This is a genomic window from Sanyastnella coralliicola (genome assembly GCF_030845195.1).
Classification (GTDB): domain Bacteria; phylum Bacteroidota; class Bacteroidia; order Flavobacteriales_D; family Sanyastnellaceae; genus Sanyastnella; species Sanyastnella coralliicola.
Map to the genome: position 1 here is coordinate 940,946 of NZ_CP132543.1, position 24,258 is coordinate 965,203.

18 protein-coding genes and 2 pseudogenes are annotated in these 24,258 nt (G+C 45.5%); 11 read left to right on the forward strand and 9 right to left on the reverse strand.

Translation table 11 applies throughout. The features are described 5' to 3' along the window. Positions 1–12: 12 nt before the first annotated feature. Positions 13–723 (forward strand): hypothetical protein, encoded by a 711-nt coding sequence (locus RA156_RS03995; RefSeq protein ID WP_306642997.1) that lies wholly within the window; start codon positions 13–15, stop codon positions 721–723. Here the strand turns inward: RA156_RS03995 and RA156_RS04000 are convergent. Next, positions 720–1,136: a hypothetical protein gene (locus tag RA156_RS04000; RefSeq protein ID WP_306642999.1), complete on the reverse strand. Its 417-nt coding sequence runs from the start codon at positions 1,134–1,136 to the stop codon at positions 720–722. The genes RA156_RS03995 and RA156_RS04000 overlap by 4 nt on opposite strands. A gap of 135 nt (positions 1,137–1,271) precedes the next feature. On the opposite strand from RA156_RS04000, the pseudogene RA156_RS16705 reads away from it, so the two are divergent. Both RA156_RS16705 and RA156_RS16700 read left to right on the forward strand, forming a co-directional pair. Continuing rightward, positions 1,272–1,370: pseudogene (locus RA156_RS16705) on the forward strand (hypothetical protein); the annotation flags it as partial. A 762-nt stretch (positions 1,371–2,132) separates the two neighbouring features. Then, positions 2,133–2,828 (forward strand): annotated as a pseudogene (locus RA156_RS16700) (NAD(P)/FAD-dependent oxidoreductase); the annotation flags it as partial. Here the strand turns inward: RA156_RS16700 and RA156_RS04010 are convergent. Both RA156_RS04010 and RA156_RS04015 read right to left on the reverse strand, forming a co-directional pair. Continuing rightward, positions 2,813–4,942, reverse strand: coding sequence for an SPOR domain-containing protein (locus tag RA156_RS04010; protein WP_306643003.1), 2,130 nt, complete (start codon positions 4,940–4,942; stop codon positions 2,813–2,815). The pseudogene RA156_RS16700 and the gene RA156_RS04010 sit on opposite strands and share 16 nt — an antisense overlap. A 230-nt stretch (positions 4,943–5,172) precedes the next feature. After that, the gene (locus tag RA156_RS04015) at positions 5,173–6,300 is read right to left on the reverse strand and encodes an NAD(P)/FAD-dependent oxidoreductase (RefSeq protein WP_306643005.1); all 1,128 of its coding nucleotides are present in this window, start codon (positions 6,298–6,300) and stop codon (positions 5,173–5,175) included. Positions 6,301–6,429: 129 nt separating this feature from the next. Between RA156_RS04015 and RA156_RS04020 the strand changes: the two genes are divergently transcribed. The 8 genes from RA156_RS04020 to RA156_RS04055 all read left to right on the forward strand — a co-directional run bounded on the left by RA156_RS04020 (position 6,430) and on the right by RA156_RS04055 (position 15,280). Further along, positions 6,430–9,198, forward strand: a complete 2,769-nt coding sequence (locus tag RA156_RS04020; RefSeq protein WP_306643007.1) for a hypothetical protein — start codon at positions 6,430–6,432, stop codon at positions 9,196–9,198. 173 nt (positions 9,199–9,371) lie between these two features. Further along, positions 9,372–11,624 (forward strand): amino acid permease, encoded by a 2,253-nt coding sequence (locus RA156_RS04025; protein ID WP_306643009.1) that lies wholly within the window; start codon positions 9,372–9,374, stop codon positions 11,622–11,624. Beyond that, positions 11,625–12,050: a type II 3-dehydroquinate dehydratase gene (locus tag RA156_RS04030; RefSeq protein ID WP_306643011.1), complete on the forward strand. Its 426-nt coding sequence runs from the start codon at positions 11,625–11,627 to the stop codon at positions 12,048–12,050. A gap of 301 nt (positions 12,051–12,351) precedes the next feature. Further along, positions 12,352–12,894 (forward strand): hypothetical protein, encoded by a 543-nt coding sequence (locus tag RA156_RS04035; protein ID WP_306643013.1) that lies wholly within the window; start codon positions 12,352–12,354, stop codon positions 12,892–12,894. 284 nt (positions 12,895–13,178) lie between these two features. Further along, a complete protein-coding gene (locus tag RA156_RS04040) occupies positions 13,179–13,646 on the forward strand; it encodes a hypothetical protein (protein ID WP_306643015.1) in 468 nt (155 codons plus the stop codon). A gap of 132 nt (positions 13,647–13,778) precedes the next feature. After that, positions 13,779–14,279, forward strand: coding sequence for a hypothetical protein (locus tag RA156_RS04045; RefSeq protein ID WP_306643017.1), 501 nt, complete (start codon positions 13,779–13,781; stop codon positions 14,277–14,279). 58 nt (positions 14,280–14,337) lie between these two features. Next, positions 14,338–14,634, forward strand: coding sequence for a hypothetical protein (locus RA156_RS04050; protein ID WP_306643019.1), 297 nt, complete (start codon positions 14,338–14,340; stop codon positions 14,632–14,634). Continuing rightward, entirely contained in the window at positions 14,573–15,280 is a 708-nt protein-coding gene (locus RA156_RS04055; protein WP_306643021.1) for a hypothetical protein, read from the forward strand. Before RA156_RS04050 ends, RA156_RS04055 begins: the two co-directional genes overlap by 62 nt. 1,607 nt (positions 15,281–16,887) lie before the next feature. Here RA156_RS04055 and RA156_RS04060 read toward each other — a convergent pair. From RA156_RS04060 to RA156_RS04085, 6 genes are all read right to left on the reverse strand, one after another. Next, positions 16,888–17,136 carry a helix-turn-helix domain-containing protein gene (locus tag RA156_RS04060; RefSeq protein ID WP_306643023.1) on the reverse strand — a complete coding sequence of 83 codons (249 nt, stop codon included), beginning with the start codon at positions 17,134–17,136 and terminating at the stop codon, positions 16,888–16,890. A gap of 556 nt (positions 17,137–17,692) precedes the next feature. Beyond that, positions 17,693–18,130 (reverse strand): hypothetical protein, encoded by a 438-nt coding sequence (locus RA156_RS04065; RefSeq protein ID WP_306643025.1) that lies wholly within the window; start codon positions 18,128–18,130, stop codon positions 17,693–17,695. A 26-nt stretch (positions 18,131–18,156) separates the two neighbouring features. Continuing rightward, a complete protein-coding gene (locus RA156_RS04070) occupies positions 18,157–18,630 on the reverse strand; it encodes a hypothetical protein (protein ID WP_306643027.1) in 474 nt (157 codons plus the stop codon). A gap of 607 nt (positions 18,631–19,237) precedes the next feature. Then, positions 19,238–19,837: a hypothetical protein gene (locus tag RA156_RS04075; RefSeq protein WP_306643029.1), complete on the reverse strand. Its 600-nt coding sequence runs from the start codon at positions 19,835–19,837 to the stop codon at positions 19,238–19,240. Further along, positions 19,830–20,972 carry an N-acetyl-alpha-D-glucosaminyl L-malate synthase BshA gene (gene bshA / locus RA156_RS04080; protein ID WP_306643031.1) on the reverse strand — a complete coding sequence of 381 codons (1,143 nt, stop codon included), beginning with the start codon at positions 20,970–20,972 and terminating at the stop codon, positions 19,830–19,832. Before bshA ends, RA156_RS04075 begins: the two co-directional genes overlap by 8 nt. Positions 20,973–20,990: 18 nt before the next feature. Continuing rightward, positions 20,991–23,981, reverse strand: coding sequence for a serine hydrolase domain-containing protein (locus RA156_RS04085; RefSeq protein ID WP_306643033.1), 2,991 nt, complete (start codon positions 23,979–23,981; stop codon positions 20,991–20,993). Between the last annotated feature and the right edge of the window lie 277 nt (positions 23,982–24,258).

Sequence of the window (24,258 nt, forward strand, 5' to 3'; positions counted from 1 at the left end):
AAAAGTGAAGAAATGAAAAGTAGGCTATTTAGGGTTGTGGCGTTGTCTGTGTTGGTATTGTCCATGGCATCTACTGCTCAGAGTCAAGTAACCGGGTATATAGGGAAGCGATTTTCGGTTGGTGTCACCGGGGCTTGGACGCCTACAGACGGAGTTAATCTCCTTGATGGTCCTACTTTACCTGTGGAACTAGATGCTGCCTATTGCATGAACAGAAGATCTGAAGTGGCAGTGTTTTACCGACGAATGAAATATAAAACTTGGATGATTGATTTCGGGGATTTGAGAGAAGATGTTGATTCTCGTGGTCAAGATATCGGAGTGGAGATTCGAACCTATTTTTCTCGATTTAACGCGCCCATAGGTTGGGGAATCGCATACGGAATAAGTCGATTCTCAGCATCGTACCAAACGGCAAGTGGTGGGACTACAGTTGATATTAGGAGAAGTCAAGGCTTTGAATGGACTGAGTACAACCTTGAGAACATAGAATTGAAAGGAACAAGTGTTCATGCTGGATTGCATTGTTCTTTCCCTATTTCTGAACAAATATTCGCAGCTATTCGCACCATGGTTCGCCTTGACGTGAGTAACGACACCCAAATTGGCGTGCAATCCTCAGACGCTCGTGAAGTGGTGGGATCGCAATCCTTTGAATACAGCAACAACTATAGACGCGCAAACCTAGCCACTCTAGGTTTAAGTGTTCGCTACGCGTTTTAGGAAAAGGAAGGAATCAAAGCACCTAGCATACTAAAGTTCCGATCAGAACCGCTGGTCTCATTCGATTTGTTCGATGAAGACTCGGCATGCAATACTGTTTCTTCTCCATTCGATTGATAGAAGGAAAGCTCCCATTCTTTCAGCACGGGTGCCTGAGCAGTCAGATGAGTGAGGTCTTGAGCTGATCGCTGATCGCCTTCACCATTGATGCTGAGTTTGTAAGCCACTTTTTGACCGACCTCTAAAATAGGAGTCACGTGTTCGCTGACCTTACCCAGTTGGATAAGCAGTGTTTTGTAAACTTGAATGTCTGGGGTGTCAGATTTGATAAACTCTTCCAGGAACTTCTGATTTAGTTGAAACCAGCTCCAGAACTCGGCTACAGCACGACGTTTTCTTCTCTTCGCGAACAAGGCAGTTGATGTTAATGGTCAAGACTTGCGAAGTTACGAATAACAATAGGATTCTCTTTTTTGGAATTATCAACATCGCCTTCCTCGAATTTCTTGCAAAAGGAGGATTGATCTTTTCTCTCTAGTTTTGCCCTCATGTCTCGCGAATGCACCGTACGTCTGGCTCCAGAGCATTTGAATAATGAAGCATTGCTATTCAAGCGGGCTGCCGAATGCCTTGGGATTGAACCAGATGAAGTATCTGATGTCCACATTCGGAAGCGTTCGATTGACGCTAGAAAGAAGCCGGTGTATCAACTCCTGCTCGATGTATTTACCAATGGAGAGAAATACGAAGCTCCCACATTCAAGGTAGACTACCCAAGTGTGGCAGAAGCACAGGAGGTACACATTATCGGAATGGGACCTGCAGGGATGTTCGCCGCGTTGCGCTTGATTGAGCTGGGCTTTAAGCCAATCATCTTGGAACGGGGAAAGCCTGTTCGTGAACGCCGTCGAGATTTGGTGAAGATCATTCGAGAACAGAAGGTTGATCCAGATTCTAACTACTGTTTTGGTGAAGGAGGGGCTGGAACTTACTCTGATGGCAAGCTCTACACGCGTTCAGGAAAAAGAGGTAGCATAAAAGATGTCTTGAGGACTTTGGTGTCACACGGTGCTGATCATGACGTCCTAGTTGATGCACATCCACATATTGGAACGAATAAGCTGCCGAAGATTATTGAGAATATGCGAGAGCAGATCCTCGCTTCTGGGGGAGAGATTCATTTCGATACTCGTGTAGAAGATATAGTGGTAGAAGACGGGAAAGTTACCGCGCTAAAAGTCAATCAGACGTTGATGACGGCGAGTCAAGTGATTGTAGCGACTGGACATTCAGCGCGAGACATTTTTCACATGTTCCATCGCAATGGATGGAAAATTGAAGCCAAGACATTTGCATTGGGAGTGCGCATTGAACACCCTCAACCTTTAATTGATCGCATTCAGTACAAACGCGATAGAGGAGAGGTACTTCCTCCAGCATCATACTCTTTGGTTTGCCAAATCGATGGCAAAGGAGTTTACTCTTTCTGTATGTGTCCAGGGGGGATCATTGCTCCATGTGCAACAGCAGATGGAGAAGTCGTAACCAACGGTTGGTCACCTTCTAAGCGAAACAATCCCTACGCTAACTCGGGAATGGTGGTGAGTGTAGAACCAGAAGAAATTGAAGCGCTTGGATACTTGGGAGACCTTGGTGCGCTGGAATTTCAGGCATCGGTAGAAAAAGCTTGCTGCGATGTTGCCGGAGGAAAACAGTTGGCACCAGCGCAACGCTTGATCGATTTTATTGAAGGAAAGAAGAGTAAAGACCTTCCAGATTGTTCTTATCAGCCAGGAGTGGTCTCGGTGAATTTGCGTGAAGTTCTTCCAGCTTTCATTGCTGATCGATTAGCAGAGGGGTTCAAGGAGTTTGGAAAACGAATGAAGGGTTTCATGACCAATGATGCCATCTTAGTTGGTCCGGAGAGTAGAACCTCAAGTCCTGTGCGCATTCCGAGAGAAGAGCAAACTCTGGAGCATCCAGAAGTCACTGGCCTATTCCCTTGTGGAGAAGGCGCAGGGTATGCTGGAGGAATTGTATCTGCAGCAATAGACGGACAGCGCGTTGCTGCCGCCATTGCTGAGATCCATCAATCTTCTAAGTAAACTTGGGTATCGTTATCGCCCTTCATCTTCATAGCCTCGTCTACTGTGATCAACTTGTGGTTGAATTCACCTACGAGTGTGGCTGAATTGATCCCAAGAGCAAGAGCCTTATCGAGAAGTGCATTGGCCTCTTGAAGGTCTTCACAAGGGGCGCTGAGGAAGTATGTCTTACCATCAGCTTCGCGACGTGGTTTTACGTTTCCGAATCCTAAGAGCTTATCAAGTGTCTCAGTTGGAATATCTCCCTCGAAGCTTCCCAGCTGAACAACGTACTTCACCTTTGAAACGTCGATGGAGTTGTTCTCCACATCAACCGTAACGTCTTTTGATTCATCAACTACAGTCATTCCTGCATCTGAAAGGGTGATACGATCTCCACCTTCGTAGGCGGTAATGAATGCACCGTCAAAGCCCATGAGAAGAAGCTCAACTCTTCGGTTGGCTGCTTCTTCCATGCTATCATAGCTACGGGTCATGTAGCGGGTAAGCTTGTCGCCTCCTTTCACAGCGATCACATCGCCCATATCAGCGAAGATGTTTTGATTCAACTTGTATCTAAATGCACCCACCTGAACACGGTAGTGCAAACCAAGGTCTCCATCCAATTCGCTCGCTAGTTCAGCGGCGAAATCTTCTTCAGCCTGAGCCATCATTTCGTCTGAAGGAGTGACATCTTCATATTCTCCCTGTTCTCCAGATTGTACAAGGTTGGTCTCGATGCCATCTGACGCGAGTTGTAGTTTTCGTTGAATAGCGAGTGGCAATTCACTGAAGCTACCAATAACGAAGTATTCGCCATCAGGCCCAACAATCTCGTGGACGTCTTTGAATGACATCAGCAAATTGATTTCATCCTGTGTCATAGCTTCCACTTCTGAACGAGCAATGCGAACGCCATAAACTTTATCTCCACCTTGACTTGGGTCGCTCATGACCTTAGCGAAGTTTTCTGTCAATGGATCCGTTCCTTTCCATGCGATTGAATCGTGCCACATGAGGTAACGGTCATAAATATCATCATCGATCATGGCCACCCCTTCACCGTCTACATAAGCGTGCGGTGAGTTTGGTTCTGCATCTCGATAATCAGGGAATCCATCGTTGTCTGAATCAACCGGACAACCGTCACGGTCTACTTCAACACCTTCTGGAGTGCCTGGACATTTGTCGCCTACATCTGGAACTCCATCTTTGTCCGTGTCTTCAAGATTGGCAAGGAAGTTTCCATTCTCATCCATGATGAGTGGATCAAACTGCTCTTTCTTGATTTGCATTGGGTTCAGATCGTAGTTCAATGATACTGAAGTAAACATAAAGCGATCATTGCGTTGATCACCCTGACGCACACCTGTACTCTCTGCCGTCATGTTGTCAACCAAATCGGTCATCCCGAAAGAGTAAGTAAAGGCCATCCTCGCTCGGAATCGATCTGTCATCTTGAATTGAATTCCCGCTCCCACCGGAATTGCGAAGCTACGTTCGAGGTAGCGTCCATTGCCATCGAGATTCAACTCACGAAGGTCTGTTTCATAGACGTAATCACGCTGGAGCATGATCGCGTTTTGTGCATTCTCGGCATTCTCTGACAAGCTGCGAATGGTTCCGTCAGACCAATAGTGGTAACGGTAACCATTGGCATCGTAGAGGTCTGTTTTTGATAAGAACTCAAATGCTTCAAACCCGACCGTGACGAAGGGATCAATGTCTCGCTTCGAAGGCAAGAAGTGATCAAAATTGTAGGAAAGTGCAAATCCACCAGTTCTGATTTGAGACTGGAGATTCATTGCACGTTCATGCGTTAATTCATTGATATTGATGGTGCCGAATACGCTATACAAGCGCAAGTCAAGGTAACTCGTGAGCTCATTGGTCACACTCAAGGTGTAAGCCAAATCGGCTGAACCCGGGTGGTACCCTCGGTTATCACGACCAATATCACCAAGGAACACAAGAGTTCCCATACCCAACCCGAGTCTCGGTTTGAGTTGAATTCCTTTCGAGGAGCTGTACGCCGGAGGCGTTGGAGTCTCCTGCACAGTGGTGTCGGTTTGCGCACTAAGTGCGGTACAAACCAGGGTGGAAAGGAACACCAGTATGTACAGTAGGTATCGCATGACGCGGTTTTTTCTTCTACCAGATACGGGAAATGGCGGTGAAGGTTTCATCCTTTGGGGTGGACCGTGGACAGTGGACGGTGGACGGAGGGGTTGTGGAATGCGGAATGCGGAATGCGGATCGCGGATCGCGGTAGCGTGTACCTACGGACGCCGGACGCCGGAATTAAGATCGCGGAACGCAGATCGCGGTAGAGTGCACCTTCGGACGCCGGATGCCGGACGCCGGGTTAAGGTACCATCCCCGCCAACTCTTCCCCAACCAAGCTACCAATGGCAACGCCCATTCCTCCCATTCTTACACCGATGGCGCTGTGAGGGGCGAGTTGTTTGAGAATAGTGGTCTTGGTGTCTGCGACACCGAGGTAGCCGGTCCATTCCATTTCAATATTAAAAGAGGTGGGGAGAAGGTGCTGTTCCGCGATAGCGATGAGGTAATCACGAACTGCTGGAATGGTGGGCTGGTTTGGTTGATCCCAGTGTTCATCAAGATGGCGTGCGCCACCTATGAGTAGTCGGTCATGAACATTTCTGAAGTAGACATAACCTTCTTCCATGTGAAAAGTGCCGTTCCATTGAACAGCACCAGGGGTAGAGATGAGTACCAAATTTCGTGCTGGCTTGACTTCAGTAGAAGGGAGCAAGTTGGCTGCAAATCCATTGGTTGCGATGAAGAGGTGTTGGCACTCTATTTCTTGCTGATCAATGACGAATGATGGGGTAGAACCCTCAATTGAAATAGACTGCACCTCCATTCCATGGATGACCTCGACTCCTGCTTGTTTAGCCAGATGGAGTAGTCGGTTGAACATCTTTCCGGTATGAATTGAGCCTTCTAAGTTGTTATCGATACCTGAGGTAAATCCCTGAAAATTGTATTCGGCGCTTAATTTTTCTTTCGCTAGCGCGGAATAGGGACGATGTCCGATGGCTTCTTCTAATAAATCGTTGAGGTCAGTGATGTGTTGATGACACTTCGATTCTAACGCTTGTTGGGAAGTCGTGAAGAGCTCAACACTTCCTGTCTGCTGGTATTCGAGTGCTTCATCACCGATGATGGAGCGCAGTCTTCCCAAACCTTGCCAACGTTTTTGAATGAGCGAGATCACTTCTTCGCGCTTCATTTTGTCGAGGTCAGCAAGAATTTCTGAAGGACTCCCAAAACATGCAAACCCGGCATTTCGGGTAGATCCACCCAGTCCTAAGTAGCTTCTTTCAATGACGATCACACGTTCTTGAGGGTGTTCACGCTTCCGCGCTAGCGCACAATTGAGACCAACAATACCGCCGCCAATAATCACACTATCGAACCCTTTGAAGAAGCTTTCTCGCTCCCAGAAACTGAATGAACTTTTCATAAAATGAGGTGTACAGATTGCAAGATGAGGATTTCGAAGGATTGTTAATCAGAAGCCCAAAAAGGTCGACCCATATCTTTTTGACTATTTTTACGTTAAATAGGTAAAGACCACCCAAGTCTTATTTGCATGCAAGGAAAGAGAAGTTCATTCGTATTTCTACTCGCCACACTGTTCAGTCTGTTCCTGATCACCCCGTTAGTGACTCAGGCACAAGATGGTATCCTTGATATTCATGGTGCCGTGAAAGACACGGATACGAACAAAAAGATGTCTGCCGTAACCGTGTCTATCAAGCAGAATGGATCGGCATTCGATTCATACACCACTGCCGGTAATGGTAAGTTTGAATTTGAACTGCCTCTAGGTCACAGTTACCTCATAGAGTTTGCATGCGCAGACTACGTTACCAAGAAAATTGAAATTAATACCAAGGGAATTCCGCCAGAAGATATGGCCGGAGGATTCCAGTTGGCATTGGATATGTCGTTATTCGCCTACCAAGAAGGCTTCGACACCTCGATTACTGATCAGCCGATTGGTAAAGCATCATTTGATCCAGTTCGAAATTCAGTAGAGTTCGACTTCGCATACACCGAGCGTATGATGAAGAAGATTGAGGATGAGTTCGAGCGCCTAGAAAAAATGGCAGGCGAAATGGAACGCTTGCTGAAAGAGTTCAACGATCTCATCACCAAAGGAGATCAGAAGATGGGCCAAGAGAAATTCGCTGACGCCGTTGGTGCATACGAGAAAGCCCTAGAGATCTTCCCAGACAAAGAACCAGCACCAGAGAAACTAGCAGCAGCACAGGCGGCTCTTGATGCTCAACAAGCCGATGCAGAGAAAGAGGCTGAATACCAGCGATTGCTTTCACAAGCAAAGAACGACATTAAGAAATCACGTTGGGAAGATGCGCGCGATGCATTGAACGGTGCACTAGAAATCAAGCCTGATGAACGCGAACCTCGTGATTTGTTGGATGAGATCGCAAAGGAGCTCGAAGCACTAGCCATGCGCGATCAATTCGATGGAATTGTAGCCCTCGCCGATAAAGAATTCGGGAAAGAGAATTGGGAAGCGGCCATCGCGAAATACGAGGAAGCGCTAGAATTGATTGGTACGGAGAAGTACCCACGAGAGCAGATTACCAAAGCGCGTGCTGAATTAGATAAGCTCAATGCGGCGGCCATGGCGGCTGAAGAATTGGAACAGCAATACCAAGATGCCATGACACTTGGTGAGCGCAATATGTCTAATGAAGATTACGAAACAGCGCTTCGTAATTTCCAGCAAGCTTCCAACTTGAAGCCTGACGAGCAAGAGCCAAAAGACAAGATTTCAGATATCGAGAAGATTCTGGCAGATCTTGCAGCTCAAGCGGAAGCTGATGCCGCTGCCAATGCTGCCAACGCGGAAGCAGAAGCATTGGAGGCTGAATACAAAGCACTCATTCAGAAAGCAGACGATGCTTTTTCAGCAGATGACCTTGAAGGTGCATTGGCTGATTATAAGGCGGCGAATAACTTGAAGCCACAAGATCAATATCCGAAACGCAAGATTGCGACGATCAATGATCTCTTGGCTGAACGCGATGCCTTGGCTAACGCTGACGCGGAGGAAGAAGAACGTCGCCGCAGAGAAGAAGAAAGGCTTGCTGCCGAAGAAGCGGAGCGTCTTGAACGTGAGGCACGTGATGCCGAGAAAGAAGCCGAACGTCAGCGACGTTTGGAAGAAGAAGAGGCGGAGCGTGAGCGCCTTGCGCGTGAAAAAGCTGAGCGCGAAGAAGAAGAACGTCGTCGTAGTGAGGAGTTTGCTAACAATGCGAGCAGCTCAACCGAGGACGAAGCAGAGCGCTACTACAACGAAGCACGCAAGAGCGAAGAACGCGCAAAGACGAAGAGCATCGAAGCACGCAAAGAAGAGATCGCGCTCTTCCATAATACCGCAGCTGCAGACGCTGAAGATCGACGAAACGACAACCTAGAAGGTGCTCGTGAAAAGGATGACGTACTGGAGAAGATCTACCGTGATGGTGATATGGATCGCAATCAACGTATTGCAGACTCTGAACGTAAGAAGCAACGTGCGAGCGAAGACCTAGTCGTGTACAACGGTGATGCAGACATGCGTCGCGACATGTACTCTGACCGTGTAGACAAGAAAGAAGAAATGATGGCGGCAGTAAGTTCAAATGATACTTACCGCATGAACCGTATCGATGAACAAGACCGTAAGGCAGATCGCTACGACAAGAACAACGAGCAGTTCATCTCCAAAGGAAATGCTTCTCGTGCCGATAATGAATACAACGTCAAACGATCGAAAGAACAACAGCGCGACATGGATCGTGACGGTGAGGGAGTTCGTCAAGACAACATCAACGATACGGAGTACAAGAAAGAAACGTACAAGCAGTTTGATTCAGATGTTCGTGCATCTGCAGACCAGCGCCTCGATGGATATGGAGATAAAGTAGACGATCGCAAAAATCAACTACGCGACATCTCTGATGGAAAGGAAGTGCTGGTCGAAGAAAACGAGTACGAGATTCAGAAAGAAAAAGAACGCAACGAATACCTTCAAAACGACCGAGCTGAAGAAGCGCGTAACCGTCGTTACGATGATCGCAAAGAGCGCTTTGAGAAAGAATCAGGTAAAGAGAAGAGTTACGACGATTACATCCTCCCAGAAGGCACAGAAGACCTAGAGGAAGGGGTACAAGAGCGTAGCTACGAGGAAGGTAATAAGATGGTTATCGAACGTACAGTGAAGCGTGGTAACAAAGTAGATACCTTCCGCAAGGTGATCTCTAAAACAGGCATCTACTACTTCAAGAACGGGCGTTCAATCACAGAAACCACTTGGAAGCGCGAAACGCTTGATGCTACTGATTGACCTATCGGTCAATCCAGTTCGTAGGTCGTGGTACGTGGTTCGTAGTATGTTTTCAACCACGAACCATGCACCACGAACCACGCACCACGCACCACGCACCACGCACCACGAGCTACGCACCAAAACCACCAAAACATCTTCGTATCTTCCCAACCTAAACCAATCCAGAGACCTTGAGCCTGAATACTCCGCAACGTACGATGGGAACGCTGCCCGTTTTCATGACAGCGATTAGCACCATTCTTGGGGCGATTCTTTTCTTACGTTTTGGGTACGCCATTGCGCACGTCGGTCTACTTTCCACCCTTCTTGTCATTTTGATTGGCCACTTGGTGACGATTCCTACGGCCATGGCAGTGGCTGAAATTGCCACGAATCAGAAGGTTGAAGGTGGTGGGGCTTATTACATGATCTCACGCTCATTTGGCCTCAATATCGGAGGGGCCATTGGTATTGCGCTCTACTTCAGCCAGGCCATTAGTGTGGCGTTTTATGTGATTGCCTTTACTGTTTCTTGTAGAGGTTTGATTGATTACGCTAACGCGGAATTGGGATGGGCTGTAGAGCCATGGATGGTCAATTACGGCTTCATGGCATTGTTGACCTTGCTGATGCTCACCAAGGGAGCGAACGTGGGGGTTAAGGCCTTGTACTTCGTAGTAGCTATTCTTGTCGTTTCTCTAGGAATGTTCTTCATGGGAACTGGGCCCGGAAACGGAGGAAGCCACGATTGGTACGCAACGATTGCAGAATCATTCACCGATCCAGAATCAGGGAAGTTAATCACCCGATTCTCATTCTTCGAGGTGTTTACATTCATCTTCCCAGCCTTCACTGGAATCGCCGCTGGGCTCGGACTATCAGGAGATTTGAAGGATCCGAAGAAGAGTATCCCTCGCGGTACACTTTGGGCAACAGTCGTTGGAATTGTGGTATACATCGCTGTTTCATTCAAACTGTTCTACAGTGCACCACTTGAATCACTTGCCTCAGATGAGTTGTTCATGGAGAACATTGCCATCTGGTCACCGATCATTCCGATTGGATTGGCTTGCGCAGCGATGAGCTCAGCATTGGGATCGGTATTGATCGCTCCCCGTACGCTGCAAGCCTTGGGAGTGGATTGTATTTTCCCAAGTCGTTTCTCTGGCTTTATAGCCAAAGGAAAAGAGGGGACCAACGAACCAGTAGCTGCTTCATTGATCACCTGTATCATCGGCTTCATCTTCGTGTCGATGGGCGATATCAACGCTGTCGCGGAAATCATCTCGATGTTCTTCATGTTGACCTATGGTGCGATCTGTATGGTTAGCTTTTTTGAGCACATGGCAGCGGATCCAAGTTACCGTCCAACCTTCCGTTCTAAGTGGTACATCTCTTTGGCTGGTGGGCTCCTTTGTTTCTACCTCATGTTCAAGATGAATGCATTGTATGCATGGGTGAGCTTGATCTTGATGGTGGCGATTTATATCTGGGTGACTTACCGAAATAAAGAGAAAAAGGGTATTGCCAATCTTTTCAAGGGAATCATTTTCCAGGTGACACGCGGCCTGCAAATGCAACTGCAGAAGCGCGATTCATTTACAGATGACGAGGAAAACTGGAGACCTTTCGTACTGTCGATCTCCAAAAGCACCTTCGAACGCCGCGCAGGCTTCGATATGGTGCGATGGATCGCACACCGTTATGGATTCGGAACCTACGTGCACTTCATTGAAGGCTTCCTGAATGAAGATACTCGCAAGCAGTCACAGGAAGTAAAAGGAAAGCTGGTAAGATTGGCAGAAGGGGTGAAGAGCCGTGTTTACCTTGATACGATTATCTCGCCATCGTTCACCAGTGCGATCGCACAAAGTATTCAGCTACCTGGAGTATCTGGGAAAGGAAACAATATGATCGTGTTTGAATACACCGATCAACACAAGGAGAATATTCGCCAGGCGCTCGATAACTACGAGATCTTGAAGTCGACGAACCTCGATATCTGTCTGTTGAGAAGCACCTTGCGCGGTTTTGGTTATGAGAAGAACATCCACCTCTGGATCACGACTTCTGACGCTGAGAATGCCCACATGATCATCTTGATGGGATATATCCTTTTCGGACACCCAGACTGGAGCGAAGGAAAGCTCACGGTATACACCATCTACCACGATCATGATCGCGAAGAGAAGCAAGACCGTCTAACGAAACTGATCAAGGAAGGACGAATTCCTATTTCTCAACAGAACATCGAGTTGGTGCGATTGGATCGTGAAGCAGACCACCGTGAGGCGGTGAATCTGCACAGTCATGAAGCTGACCTTACTGTCATTGGTTTCAATGATAGCGACATTGAAAAGCACGGTGAATCTACTTTTGAAGGCTACGATAAAGTAGGGAATGTGCTCTTCGTGAATGCACAGAAAAACATCAACCTCGAATAAGTGAAGATCACCATCATCAACGGACCCAACCTGAATCTCCTAGGAAGTCGAGAGACAAGGGTCTACGGACAAGCGTCTTTGGCTTCAGTGGAAGAAGGGTTGCGTTCTACTTTCCCATCGGTTGAATTCACGTTTACCCAAAGCAATCATGAAGGAGACCTGATTGATGCCGTTCAAGAAGCTGCTAAACAAGGAAGCCAAGTAGTGATTAATCCAGGAGGTTACACCCACACCTCAGTGGCTTTAAGAGATGCCATCGCCGCAGTAAATATCAAAGTGGTAGAGGTACACATCTCAAACATCTATGACCGCGAAGATTTCCGCCGTATCTCGTTAACCGCACCGAAGTGTGATGCCATCGTTTCCGGAATGGGAGTGTTTGGGTATGAGGCTGGGGTTCGGTTTTTATTAGGGCTTAAGGGCTAACTGGCTAAAAGGCGAAATGGCGAAAGGGTTTGGTTTGTGGTCCGTAAATCGTGGTTCGTGGATGGGATTGAGCCAATCGTCTAGAAATCATCCATAGAGTTTATTGCCCCCGATAAGGAGGGATAATATCCGCCCGTCCAAAGTTGACAGAGGACGGTTGACTGAAGTTTTATGGTGGTCTTCGTCATTCTTAAAGCTCTCTCTTCAAGTGTTCCTCTGTCCATTCCGACTAGTTCACAGTCTCATGAACAAACTGATCGCGTAAAATCCGGTAAGCGGGTTTTATTTATATTTAATACTTATGAAGCTCAGTGTAATAGTACTTTTCACTACGTTGAGACTAATCAACATTGCCAGTGCTCAGGACTCTGATTATGGAAAGGAGATTAAATTCTCATTGGAAATGATTGAAAGTGGAACTCTTGCTGACGAAATTGGATTATTGAAGAACTGCAATTTAATTTGGTCTGAGCAACATTTGAAAGTTGGAGAATATATATTGTGGGAAACTTCGGCATGTACTACTATTCGCGAGGGGGGAGGTGAGAAATTGACTGATTTATCAGATGGCACCCTTAGTGCTGAATTAGAACCAATAGCGAACTCGGAATACCATGATTTTCACTTAGGATTTGGCAATAAAGAGTCGGATAGAGAGGTGCTAATGAGTATGTCATCTTTTAAAGGACCTTCTACTCTTTGGTTGTTTCTCAATTGTGTCGAGTTTGACCAATGCGGTCGAGAGTCTTCAATGACGTTTGTTTTTAAGTATCGTGACCAAACATTAATAGATTGGTGTTATGTGACGTTTATCGCGGGTGAATGGAAAATGGAATGTAATTAGATGATAAGGGTTTTGTAGTTAATTGCCTGAAAAATGGCGGTTTAGTGCTTGTCCCTTTTTTTGATTATTCCCCAATTGAGTTCGGTGTCTAAATCTTTCTTCATTATCTAGAGATATTCAAATGGCCAGGTTGAGATTGTTATGCGATAAACGTTTCATAAATATTATTGTCAATAACATCTAATCGGTGGGAAACAATCAATGAAAATTTTTGACCTTGTCATTAGTCAAATGGCTTCATTTGATTAAATCGGAAGAGTCGAATTAATTCAATGGCCTGGCTTATGAAAAGGATGAAGCTTTTATTATCGACATTCATCGCATCAATGGTATTTGGTTACGGAAGTAGCAACGTTGTAAGCGGTTATGGCAATGTCCAAGAAGAATTTCAAGCTCGGATTTACATATTACCGCTAATCCTGGCTCGAAGAATTCCTACAATTGATAATTACCATGAATACGTCAGCGAATCATATACCGTAAACGAACCGCGTTTTAAGGAGTTCTTAGGTAGGTTCGTTCAAGAAGTAGAATCAAATGGCGAAACAGTATCAATAGAAAGGGAACAATCGCTTATATCCCCAATATTGGTGATCGAGTTATCAGGTTTCGAAAGAGCACAAAAAATAATCTTTTCAAGATACAATAGGTACGTGAACTTCGATGGGAAGTCCTTCAAAATTTCTAGATACGATTGTTACGCTCTGGAATATTATTCACTCAAGCCAAAACTGTGGAGCTGTGGTGAGTAGAATAGATTTTCAGCTTATTGGAGAATATTTCAGGTTTCATGATGACTAAAATATTTCTTTGACAAGAACTATATTTTCAGAGCTCTTGATTTTATGACCATGAGGTTCTATTCTCTTATAATCTGTTCTTCAATGTTTTTAGTCAATAGCTGCTCTGCTCAAAAAGACAGCCTTCTGCTAGAAAGTAAAGTCATCTACTTTGAATTTGGAAAAACCTTGCTCGATTCCTTGGAAGTTGATTTTCCGAATTCGATAAAATCTGAGTTTTGGTTTAAAAGTAGACATTGTCATTCTCGTAAATCGAAAGATGTATTGACCAATTGTCAAGTCGATGATGGTCTCATCTTTGGCTTCATGAATTCAGGTGATTGCGATACAAGAAAATCTAGGATTAGAGCCCAGAGTCAAATTCTAACTTCAGTTTCTATTAAGTCTTCCGAACTGTCTACTTCTAAAGGTTTGAAAATCGGAATGTCAAAGAAGGAAATAGATGAAATTTTCGGATTTGAAGGAAGCCTTGATCAATCCAAAGAACAATTCGGAGTTGTCTACATATATGATTCTGGATGCAGCCTTTATTTCAAAGAAATAGAAGGAGAACTGCTGGTCACTGAGATTCTACTTGGACTGTAGGTAGAGCATTGATGGTGAAATTGAGCACGTAAGCACCTCTTATGTAAACTACATGAATATGGCTAAGCTGAAAATGACAAGGGGAGCTGCATTAGGTTTCGATTATATTGCTACGAAAGGTGTGAGTAGTAGATTTTCTAGAAATGGTATTCCAGCTTGGGCTTCATTTTACGAAATCAACGTGTGGGGGGTGAATCTTGGAGGTGCTATACACGCTTCTGATTCACATGCGAAATGGGAAAAAGGTACTGAGATGTCAATAGAAGACAGTATGTATAGAGCAAAAATTAATTATGAAGCAGGTAAAGGGGATACATCAGAATTCGGTAGTTTTCTTCGGAAGTACAGCGGGTAGCTTAACTCATCTTTTGAGCCTATTTGTGTTTTTGTGCAACACATCCTGTTCTGGACCAACGAAAGAGAATGTTTGTTTAGATGGGGTAGTTCGGAGCTTCGAGGAGTTTTCAAATGTAACCAACTGGTCTTTTGAGGAAGATGGGGAATCAGGCAGATTGAGACTGGGCCTTGAGTCCCCTTATCTCATCGATTCATTAACAAATAGATCGATATTAGAATATTGCTTTCTACAAAATTCTCCGGTTGGCGAGAATTGCTTGGGAATGGATTCCGTGCACGTTGCTCTAGAATTTGAAAATCTGCAAGGAAGCTTAGAATTTACTCATTCAATGAATGACTACTTTCCTATTCCAGAGCATTCGTTGATGATTCAAAGAAATGTGATTTTGAAGATTCTAAAACAGTATCCACCTGAAGATATTTTGACAATAAATTTTCTGATGGAAGATTTGAGGACAACATACATGAAAGAGGATTTTTGGTTTGATCGAGGTTTTTTGTCTTTATTCATAGAATATCGCCTGAGTAATTGTGACGATCATCGATTGAAGGAACAAATAGACATACTGGAATATGCTCTTTCAAGTCCTACTTCAGAATTCGATATAGACATCAGTGAATGTGTATATGATTTGTGCGAGTAGGTTGTCACTTAACCATGTTTGAGGTCAGCCTGAGATAGAAAATCAAATTTCCCTTTCTAGAAGCTTGACAGGTCGTCACCTCCATTTCTTTCAATTTATGAACACAAATAGAAACCGCAGACAGGTGAAACTATAGAACCCCTCTGGGGTACTGGGTTTTCTCTTTAATCTTCAAGCAATAAGGTAGTATCCCTACGGGATATGGAAGGTGCAGCTTATGTTATGCGTGGGTTGGTAAATTAAATGGAGAGAGAGGTGAACGGTGAAATCACTAAAGTGCCCACAAACAACGATGTAGCACACAAGATTATCAATAACGCGTTGTGCTTTTGAAAGTCCGGCAGAATTAGCATCAAATTGGACGATTTAGTAGAAGGAAATGCTAAGGATTCATGTAATATTGCAAGAGACACGAAAAAAGTTGATCAGGCAATTAAACATTCGGTTTATGTCTCAGGATGGAGATTTACCCTACCAAACAAATATCGTAGTCAGAAAAAAATAGTCCGGGGAACTTCAGGAGCCCGGAAGATGCCGCAGGCGGCGATTAGAAAGAGAAAATTGACATTGATTATGTACTACCTAAGGCATGAAATGGTATTTTAAGACTATAATCTTGTTGATTTTAATTTCTTGTTCTCAAAATGAGGAAGGAGAATTCATAACGAGTCCATCTTCGAAGCCAAGAAGTGAGGTTTCGAATCGATATCACTGCAATGAGTTGCGTCTATCTTTGAGCAGTGCGTTTGAAGCAAAGAATTATCAGGATGTTTTAAGCTTAAATCAAGAATTGAATTTAAACTGTAACCCTGATACTTTGGCATTTTTAACAACGCAGTTAGAAATATCGAAAGTTTACTATGACGATGCTGATAGTGTTCTTTACTATCTCAGACGAATTTGGAATAGACCTGATAGGAATGAAGTATGGAGTGATTCAGAACTATTGTTGTCATTCGCGATTACTTTCGATCTTATTGCCCAGCGTGACTCCGCTTGCATTTATTTTGAACTTCTTCGAGTGGAAGGAGACTTGGAACAATACAATAAGTACTTTTCACAAAGGCTAGATTATTGTGATTGAATAACAACCTCCCAAGTTGGCAGTGGGTCAAACTATCACCTGAAGGCTCTGAACTACAATTATTGCAGCCGCTCTAAATAAGAAGGGTGTTCGAACTAGAAAACTAAAACATCAATGTTGCGCATATTTGTGAACGTCAAAAAGCAGACGAATTTATGTTCACAATCGTGTTTTCAGATTCCATGTTCACAATTGCATTCGCGAAGTGCGTGTTCACAATCGTATTTTAATGACCCATGTTCACAATGACATTCGAGAAATGCGTGTTCACAATGGTGTTTCTGGGTTCTCTGTTCACAATGGCATTTCAGAATCGCCGGTTCACAATGCTTTCTCAAAGAATTCGTGAATCAAGAATGTGACTGAAATTATCGTGGACTAAAAAAGGGCTACCGATACCGGCAGCCCTTCCACTTAACACCTTGATTTATTCATGAGGTGAAACATTTGATTGATTATGCAGCGTTAGCCAAGATCGAATCGATCTCTACGATCTTTGCTTCGAGGTAGCCGATCTCCATTTCTACTGCGGTGATGGTGCGTATTTGCTATTGAGCTTCGCGGCATAACGCAAATCACAAATCAGTTGACCCGTAAATTCCTGAAGCTTAAGGATCGTGATACCTCCTGGTCGTCGTTTTCCTTTTTCAATCATGCTCAACATTCCAACAGAAATGCCGGTGGCCATCGAAAATTGGCGGAGGTTCATCTGGTATTGCTCTCGCACCCATTTGAAGGTACGCGCAGAATGGTCTGAGATTTTTCGTCTCATAGTACAATGTGTTAATGGTGAGTCTTTCGACCCGAGTTCAAGTGTGTTAAGTGCATCTCCTTTCAGAAGACACTAGCAAGGTATACAAGACTCTTAGTTATGCATAATTGTTCACTCAATATTAGACGAAACAGGCGTATTCCCCGACTAACTCACTGAGGGTTTGGAATTTGCCTATATATAGACTGAGTGGTGAACGGGAGAGGAAGAATGAGAATTAGAAGGAGAATGGAAGAAAAAGCCACGACCCACGACCTACGACCCACCTTGAATAATGATTAATAAATACTGAATTCTGAATGATAAACTTTCGGGCGGCACCTTGAATTCACCATTTACTATTGAAATTCATTATTTATTATTCTTCCGGTCCACGGTCCATGTGCCCCCTCTGTTCACAATTGTATTTTCGGATTTGTGTTCACAATGGTGTATTTGACTTTCGTGTTCACAATGATGTTTTTGGATTCTGTGTTCACAATTGTATTTGAGGAATGTGGTTTCACAATGGTGTTTGGGAATTCTGATTTCACAATTGTCTTTCAGGAATGTCGTTTCACAATTGTTCAGCGGGCCATGCGTCATTCAAATAAGCTATGACTTCTTTGTCTTCCCAAACGATATGGTCCGTCACATGAAAAACTTCTTTAATCCATGGGTGTTTTAGGGCTTCTTCGCGATTCAGCATCTTCCCCAAAATCTCCACGTCCTCCCACTCACATTCTTCTTTGTCTCTTAAGCCAACTTGGTATTGACCTTCATTCATCCAGATTCGAAAAGGAAAGGCGAACCGCTGCTCTGGGAAATCTGTCCCCCAATCACCAAGGCTCACAACAGCATTCACCACCTTGACATCATGTCCTATAGTGAATACACAGTAATACACCCCATATGCATCACCATTTTCTCGAAGAAACCTAGTGAGACGCACAGTCGTATTTCCACAACAGTCACAGGTACTGAGATTCGGTGGGCTGAATTCGATTTCGAGCATGGTAGAAGATAGTTAGGTTTCATTATCTAGGTGTACATCTCGTACATCCAATTCATTTTTTGCTCTACCCATTGATCGCTGTCTAAATCTGTTCGATCTAAATCGCCGAATGAGAGCTCTTTAATTTCCAACTGATCATCGGTCACCTCAAATAGGGCATAAAACGGATCTTGATAAGATCTATGACATCTGTGATCTTCAGGCAGTGCGAGCCAGTAAATTTGTCCCCAATATGCCAACCGTTGGTTTTCAGAAATCTCAATCTTAAGCGGAACCACATCGTCTGCACCAAAACGCCTGAGATCTTTGTCATTTTCCAATAACAACAACTTTCCCAAGAGTAAGGCCATTGAATATGCCATACCCGACTGGTTTTCTATCTCATTGAGATCCACAATCCCATTCGAATCTAGAAGAGGCGTAAAGAGAGCACTCAGCTCACGAGAACACTCTTGCAAATTTTCTTGAGCCTTATCGATCCATTTCTTCTTGGAGCCCATGAGGGGAATATCCTAATTATTATTGAACCCCTCTGGGGTACTGGGTTTTCTCCTTAATCTTCAAGCAACAAGGTAGAATCCCTACGGCATATGGAGGGTTCTGTCTAGGTGATGCAGGGTTGGGTTTGTGGCGCCGTTAGGCGCCTCCTCTCTCCCTAGAAAATGCCATGGTAGGGACGGATAAAATCCGTCCGGAGCTATAGAACCCCTCTGGGGTACTGGGTTTTCTCCTTGATCTTCAAGCAACGAGGTAGAATACCTACGGGATATGGATGGTTCTGTCTAGGTGTTGCTGGGTTAGGTTTGTGGCGCCGTAGGCGCCTCCTCTCTCCCTAGAAAATGCCATGGTAGGGACGGATAAAATCCGTCCGGAGCTATAGAACCCCTCTAGGGTACTGGGTTTTCTCCTTGATCTTCAAGCAACGAGGTAGAATACCTACGGGATATGGAGGGTTCTGTCTAGGTGTTGCTGGGTTAGGTTTGTGGCGCCGTAGGCGCCTCCTCTTTCCTTAGAAAATGCCATGGTAGAGACGGATGAAATCCGTCCTTTAACGATGGAAGGCAAAACACGAAAGAAACATAAGCCATAGGCCTTACGCCTTAGGCCTCAGGCTTCGGCCTTCTTCTTCTTCGCCCTCGTCCGCTTCGGAATCTCAACCAACGCCTTCTCAATCACTCGTGCCAATTGTTTGGCTTCCTTTTCTTCGAGTTGTTTCCCGAATCGGATTTTTGATTTGAAGTGCTCGAAGCCGAGGGTTTCGCCTCCCATTTCCCAGAACGCACGATCCATGAATTGGCCGAACTTGGTGAAGTCGTAGGGGATGACACCGAACTTGCGGATGTTGTCTGTTTGGAATACTTGCGGTCTTCCGGAAGAGCCGATGGCATTACGAATAGTTAATTCCTCTTCACGGATGCGGATCATTTCTTTTCCCATACGACGCCAGAGAAAGACCTTTCCATAGCGTACGACGAAGAAGGTGACAAAGGCACTACCTACAGCGAAGAAGATGCGCTGATCCGATTCGCTTGGTGAGGTCAACCAAAGGTAAATGAAGGCAAAAAGTGCACAGAATAGTGCCACCATCCATGCGAAGAAGATGGCTTCTTTGTGGCGTGGAATCTGTTGGGTGATGACCACCTGAAGCTCGTCAGGACTTCTCTTGAACTGAATTCGTTCGCCGATGGTTTGGGTGCGTTCAGCCATTTGCTACCGCTTGTTTTTCTATCAATCGAGCGTACAATGCTTCGTACTGTGGAAGAACGGAGTGAATGTCGAAATCTTTCGCACGCTCTTTGGCTTGTTTCGAGAACTTGGCCAGTAGCTCTTTATTCTCTAACAAGTACAAGGTGTTCTTGGTCATGTCTTCCACGTCGCCAACGTCACTCATCATTCCGGTAACTCCGTGTCGGTTCACTTCTGGTAATCCTCCAGTGTTCGTAGAGATCACAGGGATTCCAGCAGCCATTGCTTCCAGGGCTGAAAGTCCGAAACTCTCGGCTTCAGAAGGGAGGAAGAAGAGGTCTGAAATCGACAGCGCCTCTACAGGATTTTTAAGCTTACCTAGCATGATCACATCTTCACAAGTACGCAGTTCGCGGCATAGTTGTTCAATGCGGTTACGTTCTGGTCCATCACCTACAAGTAAAAGTTTTGCAGGAACCTTCTTGCGCACTTCAGCGAATACACGCACTACGTCTTCCACACGTTTTACCGGACGGAAGTTCGAAATGTGGGTGATGATCTTTTCACCGTTAGGGGCGTGCGCAGCTCTCAGCTCTTCGTTTGCTTCGAGTTTGAATTGATCCAGACAAACGAAGTTGGGAATGACAGAGATGTCTTTGTTCACTCCAAACAGTTTGTAGGTATCGTTCTTTAAGCTATTCGAAACAGCTGTTACCGCGTCGCTTTTGTTGATGGCAAAAGAGATCACCGGTTCAAATGAAGCGTCGCGACCAAGAAGTGTAATGTCTGTTCCGTGTAGTGTTGTTACTACCGGAAGTTCAATCCCTTGCTCAGCGAGAATTTTCTTCGCCGTGTATGCTGCAGAAGCGTGAGGGATGGCATAGTGTACATGAAGAAGGTCGAGTTTCTCGTGCTTCACTACATCTACCATTTTGCTTGCCAATACCAACTCGTAAGGAGGATAGTCAAAGAGTGGGTACTCAGAGACGTTGACTTCATGGTAAAAGATATTCTTGCGGAAGCTCCCTAGACGAACCGGCTGGTTGTAGGTGATAAAGTGAATCTCATGGCCTTTCGCAGCCAATGATTTCCCAAGCTCTGTGGCAACAACACCACTTCCTCCAAAGGTGGGGTAACAGACGATTCCGATCTTCATTTCACATGTCCGGGTGGTCTATTCAGCCAATTCACCCAGTAGGTCTTGATTCTCGCGTTGTTTCTGCGCTCTGATCGCATCATAGATAACCTGCTGAATGTTTGTGCGGATATCCATCTTCAATAGTTTCCTATTGTCTGCATTTGGATAAACCCGGTTCGACAAAAATACATAAACAAGATCTTCTTCTGGGTCAGCCCATGCCAAAGTTCCTGTGAATCCTGAATGACCGAAACTAGCGCTGGATGCATCATTGCATGTTGGACCAGAATCCGGTTCTAGCGCGGGTTTGTCGAAGCCTACACCACGTCTGTTGTCATCGTAACAGTAGTGGCAAGTCGTGTATTCCTGAAGGGTGCTTGGTTGAATGTATTGAACGCCACCGTATTCGCCGTCGTTCATGAACATCTGCATCATGATCGCGAGATCTTCCGCGTTAGCGAAAACACCTGCATGGCCACCAACACCACCAAGCATTGCCGCACCTGGGTCATGTACATGTCCGTGAACCAATTGCTTACGGAACAACATGTCGTATTCGGTAGGTGCAATCTCCTTAATGTCTTGTCGCTCAAGCGGTAGATACCCCATGCTCGAAAGACCCATGGGTTGGTAGAATACAGAGTCTACAAAGTTCTCAAGGCTTGTGCCGCTTGTTTTTTCAATCACCTTTTGAAGGAAGTAGTAGCCCAGGTCACTGTACTTGTATTCCTTTTCTGGACGAAGCGCAATCATATTGAGCTCTTGGTAGATTGAATCAGCATAGCTGTCACGAATGAATAGATTCTCAGCGACCTTCGTTGTGAAACCGCGTGTAGCTTGCTTGCGGTAAAGTTCCGGACGAAGTTCTCCTTTATCGATCGTGTGCATGTAGAACGGAATCCAAGCGGGAAGCTGGGCGTAATGGCTGAGCATCTCACGCAAGTTCATATTGTAGCAAGACGAGGTGTCTGGCACTGTAATGTAGTCGCACAAGTTGTGGTCAAGATCGATCTTCCCTTCATCTTGGAGACGCATCAGTGAAGCGGTCGAAGCGACAATCTTTGTGATACTCGCCAAATCATAAATCGTTGAGCCGTCAACAGGAATCTTGTTCTCGTAGGTTTGGTAGCCGTAGCTGCGGTCAACAATCACACTTCCATTCTTAATCACGAGCACACGACAGCCAGGGTAAGCCTGTTCTTTGATGCCTTCTAGGGCAATGCTGTCGATGCGAAGAAGGTCATCAGAATTCAGTCCTTCAAACTCGGGCATGGCATGTCGTAATCTCAACAGCTGGTCAAGTTGATCTCCTGAACCTGCCGGGAATACCAACCCACAGCTCACAGGAAGCGTTCCTTTCGCAAAGGCACCGCCCACCATGGCTTCAGCACAAATCTGCTGTGTCAGCGGATCGTCTTGATATGCCACCATCAGTCCATTCACGCGTTCTATTCCGCGCATGTTGCGAAGAGCGTACGGGTTAGTGAAGAGATTCACAGCCACTGTAGTTTTCGAATTCAAGGCAGAGATGATACGCATGCTCTGGTTGGTCACTCCCCAGTTTTTGGAAGGACGATTGCTTGCATCGAGAAGATTGACAATGACAAGGTCGTATTGACTCAATTCTGATTCAATCTTCTGAGAGGCAGAAAAGTCTGGAGTCTTCGGGTAGACAAAGACATCTGCGTCCATGTATTTCTGAAACTGTTCGCTGAACGCGGAAGCTTTCTTCACTCCTAAATCTAGGATGGCTACTTTCTTTCCTTCATACCCACGAAGCGGCAGCAATTTCTTTTCATTTTTCAACACGGTGAGCGACCCTTCGATAACTCTACGCTGAATTGCTTGTCCGGAAGGAGCGAGGAGATCAGCATAAAGTCCTTCACGACGAATGCTATCGTTTTCAGCAACCTGACACCATTCCTTTGCTCGAAGAATTCTCAACACGTGTTCATCTAGGGCTTCTTCGGTAAATTCTCCTGTTTCAATGGCTTCCTGAATACGCTTTGCAGCTGTAGGGACATCTCCGGCGAAAAGTAGAATGTCATTCCCGGCAAGCAGTGCTTTGAACTCAGCGTCTCCTGGTCCGGCGATATCAGCGATACCGCGCATATTCAATGCGTCTGTGAAAACAAGCCCTTGAAAGCCGAGCTCTTTACGTAACAGATCATGGGTGATCTTGCGAGAAAGGGTAGAAGGTAGTCCACTAGAATCAAGCGCAGGAATATTCAAGTGCGCAATCATGACGCTTCCTGCTCCCTTGTTAAAGAGCGTGCGGAAAGGGTAGAGCTCCATGCTATCCAGTCGCTCTCTTGAGTGCAGGATAGATGGCAGCGTTTTGTGGGAGTCAGTATCAGTATCTCCGTGACCTGGGAAGTGTTTGACGTTCGCCAAGACGCCTCCGTCTTGAAGTCCACGCATATATGCTTCACCTAACCTTGAAACCAGCATTCGATCTTCGCCAAAAGCTCGGTTCCCTATTACGGGGTTGTCCGGATTTGAATTCACATCCACCACAGGAGAGAAGCTCACATGCACTCCCATGCGCTTCAACTGACGTGACTGTTCTAGTCCGAAATCATAAATCAAATTGTCATCATTGGTTGCACCCAGTGTCATTTGACGAGGGTAGTAGAGCACACTGTCTAAACGCATACCTAATCCCCATTCAGCATCCATCGAGATCAGCAACGGAATCTCGCTTATCTCTTGATACTTGTTGTTGAGAATGACTTGGCGCTGTGGTCCTCCTTGCATGAAGATCAACCCACCCACTTGATATTCGGAAATCAAGGTCTCAATCTCCTTGACATGCATAGCATCTCGGTTCGAGTAGGCGGCCACCATGAAGAGCTGTCCAATCTTCGCCTTCAAATCCATCGTTTGAATCAACGAGTCAGCCCAGGGTGTCTCTGATTGCAAAAACACCGGAGGCATACGTCTATCCTGAAGCTGCGCATGCAGCGTTCCGCCGATAGGCGCAAAAAGAACAAGGAATGATATGATAGATAGGAGCCGCTTCAACATAATCTCTCGAAATTACAACGTGCAGAGGCCTCGCGAGCGCATGCGTTTTGCAATTATCAACACTTAGCTAAGAACAACAAGCGTTCCAAGAATCCGCTGGCGGATTCTTGTTGAGCGTGGTGCGTGGTGCGTGGTTTGTGGTTTGTGGTGCGTGGTTTGTGGTTTGTGGTGCGTGGTTTGTGGTTTGTGGTGCGTGGTGCGTGGTTCGTGGTACGTGGTGCGTGGGGATATTATTCACTTCGCTTTGCGCAGTGCCATTTCACACAGACGAGTTGTA

Bases quoted from the DNA above. Each gene is read 5' to 3' on its own strand.
- RA156_RS03995 (WP_306642997.1), top strand. From the start codon at position 13: ATGAAAAGTAGGCTATTTAGGGTTGTGGCGTTGTCTGTGTTGGTATTG.
- RA156_RS04010 (WP_306643003.1), bottom strand. From the start codon at position 4,942: ATGCGATACCTACTGTACATACTGGTGTTCCTTTCCACCCTGGTTTGT.
- RA156_RS04015 (WP_306643005.1), bottom strand. From the start codon at position 6,300: ATGAAAAGTTCATTCAGTTTCTGGGAGCGAGAAAGCTTCTTCAAAGGG.
- RA156_RS04020 (WP_306643007.1), top strand. From the start codon at position 6,430: ATGCAAGGAAAGAGAAGTTCATTCGTATTTCTACTCGCCACACTGTTC.
- RA156_RS04035 (WP_306643013.1), top strand. From the start codon at position 12,352: ATGAAGCTCAGTGTAATAGTACTTTTCACTACGTTGAGACTAATCAAC.
- RA156_RS04040 (WP_306643015.1), top strand. From the start codon at position 13,179: ATGAAAAGGATGAAGCTTTTATTATCGACATTCATCGCATCAATGGTA.
- RA156_RS04045 (WP_306643017.1), top strand. From the start codon at position 13,779: ATGTTTTTAGTCAATAGCTGCTCTGCTCAAAAAGACAGCCTTCTGCTA.
- RA156_RS04050 (WP_306643019.1), top strand. From the start codon at position 14,338: ATGGCTAAGCTGAAAATGACAAGGGGAGCTGCATTAGGTTTCGATTAT.
- RA156_RS04055 (WP_306643021.1), top strand. From the start codon at position 14,573: ATGAAGCAGGTAAAGGGGATACATCAGAATTCGGTAGTTTTCTTCGGA.
- RA156_RS04060 (WP_306643023.1), bottom strand. From the start codon at position 17,136: ATGAGACGAAAAATCTCAGACCATTCTGCGCGTACCTTCAAATGGGTG.
- RA156_RS04065 (WP_306643025.1), bottom strand. From the start codon at position 18,130: ATGCTCGAAATCGAATTCAGCCCACCGAATCTCAGTACCTGTGACTGT.
- RA156_RS04070 (WP_306643027.1), bottom strand. From the start codon at position 18,630: ATGGGCTCCAAGAAGAAATGGATCGATAAGGCTCAAGAAAATTTGCAA.
- RA156_RS04075 (WP_306643029.1), bottom strand. From the start codon at position 19,837: ATGGCTGAACGCACCCAAACCATCGGCGAACGAATTCAGTTCAAGAGA.
- bshA (WP_306643031.1), bottom strand. From the start codon at position 20,972: ATGAAGATCGGAATCGTCTGTTACCCCACCTTTGGAGGAAGTGGTGTT.
- RA156_RS04085 (WP_306643033.1), bottom strand. From the start codon at position 23,981: ATGTTGAAGCGGCTCCTATCTATCATATCATTCCTTGTTCTTTTTGCG.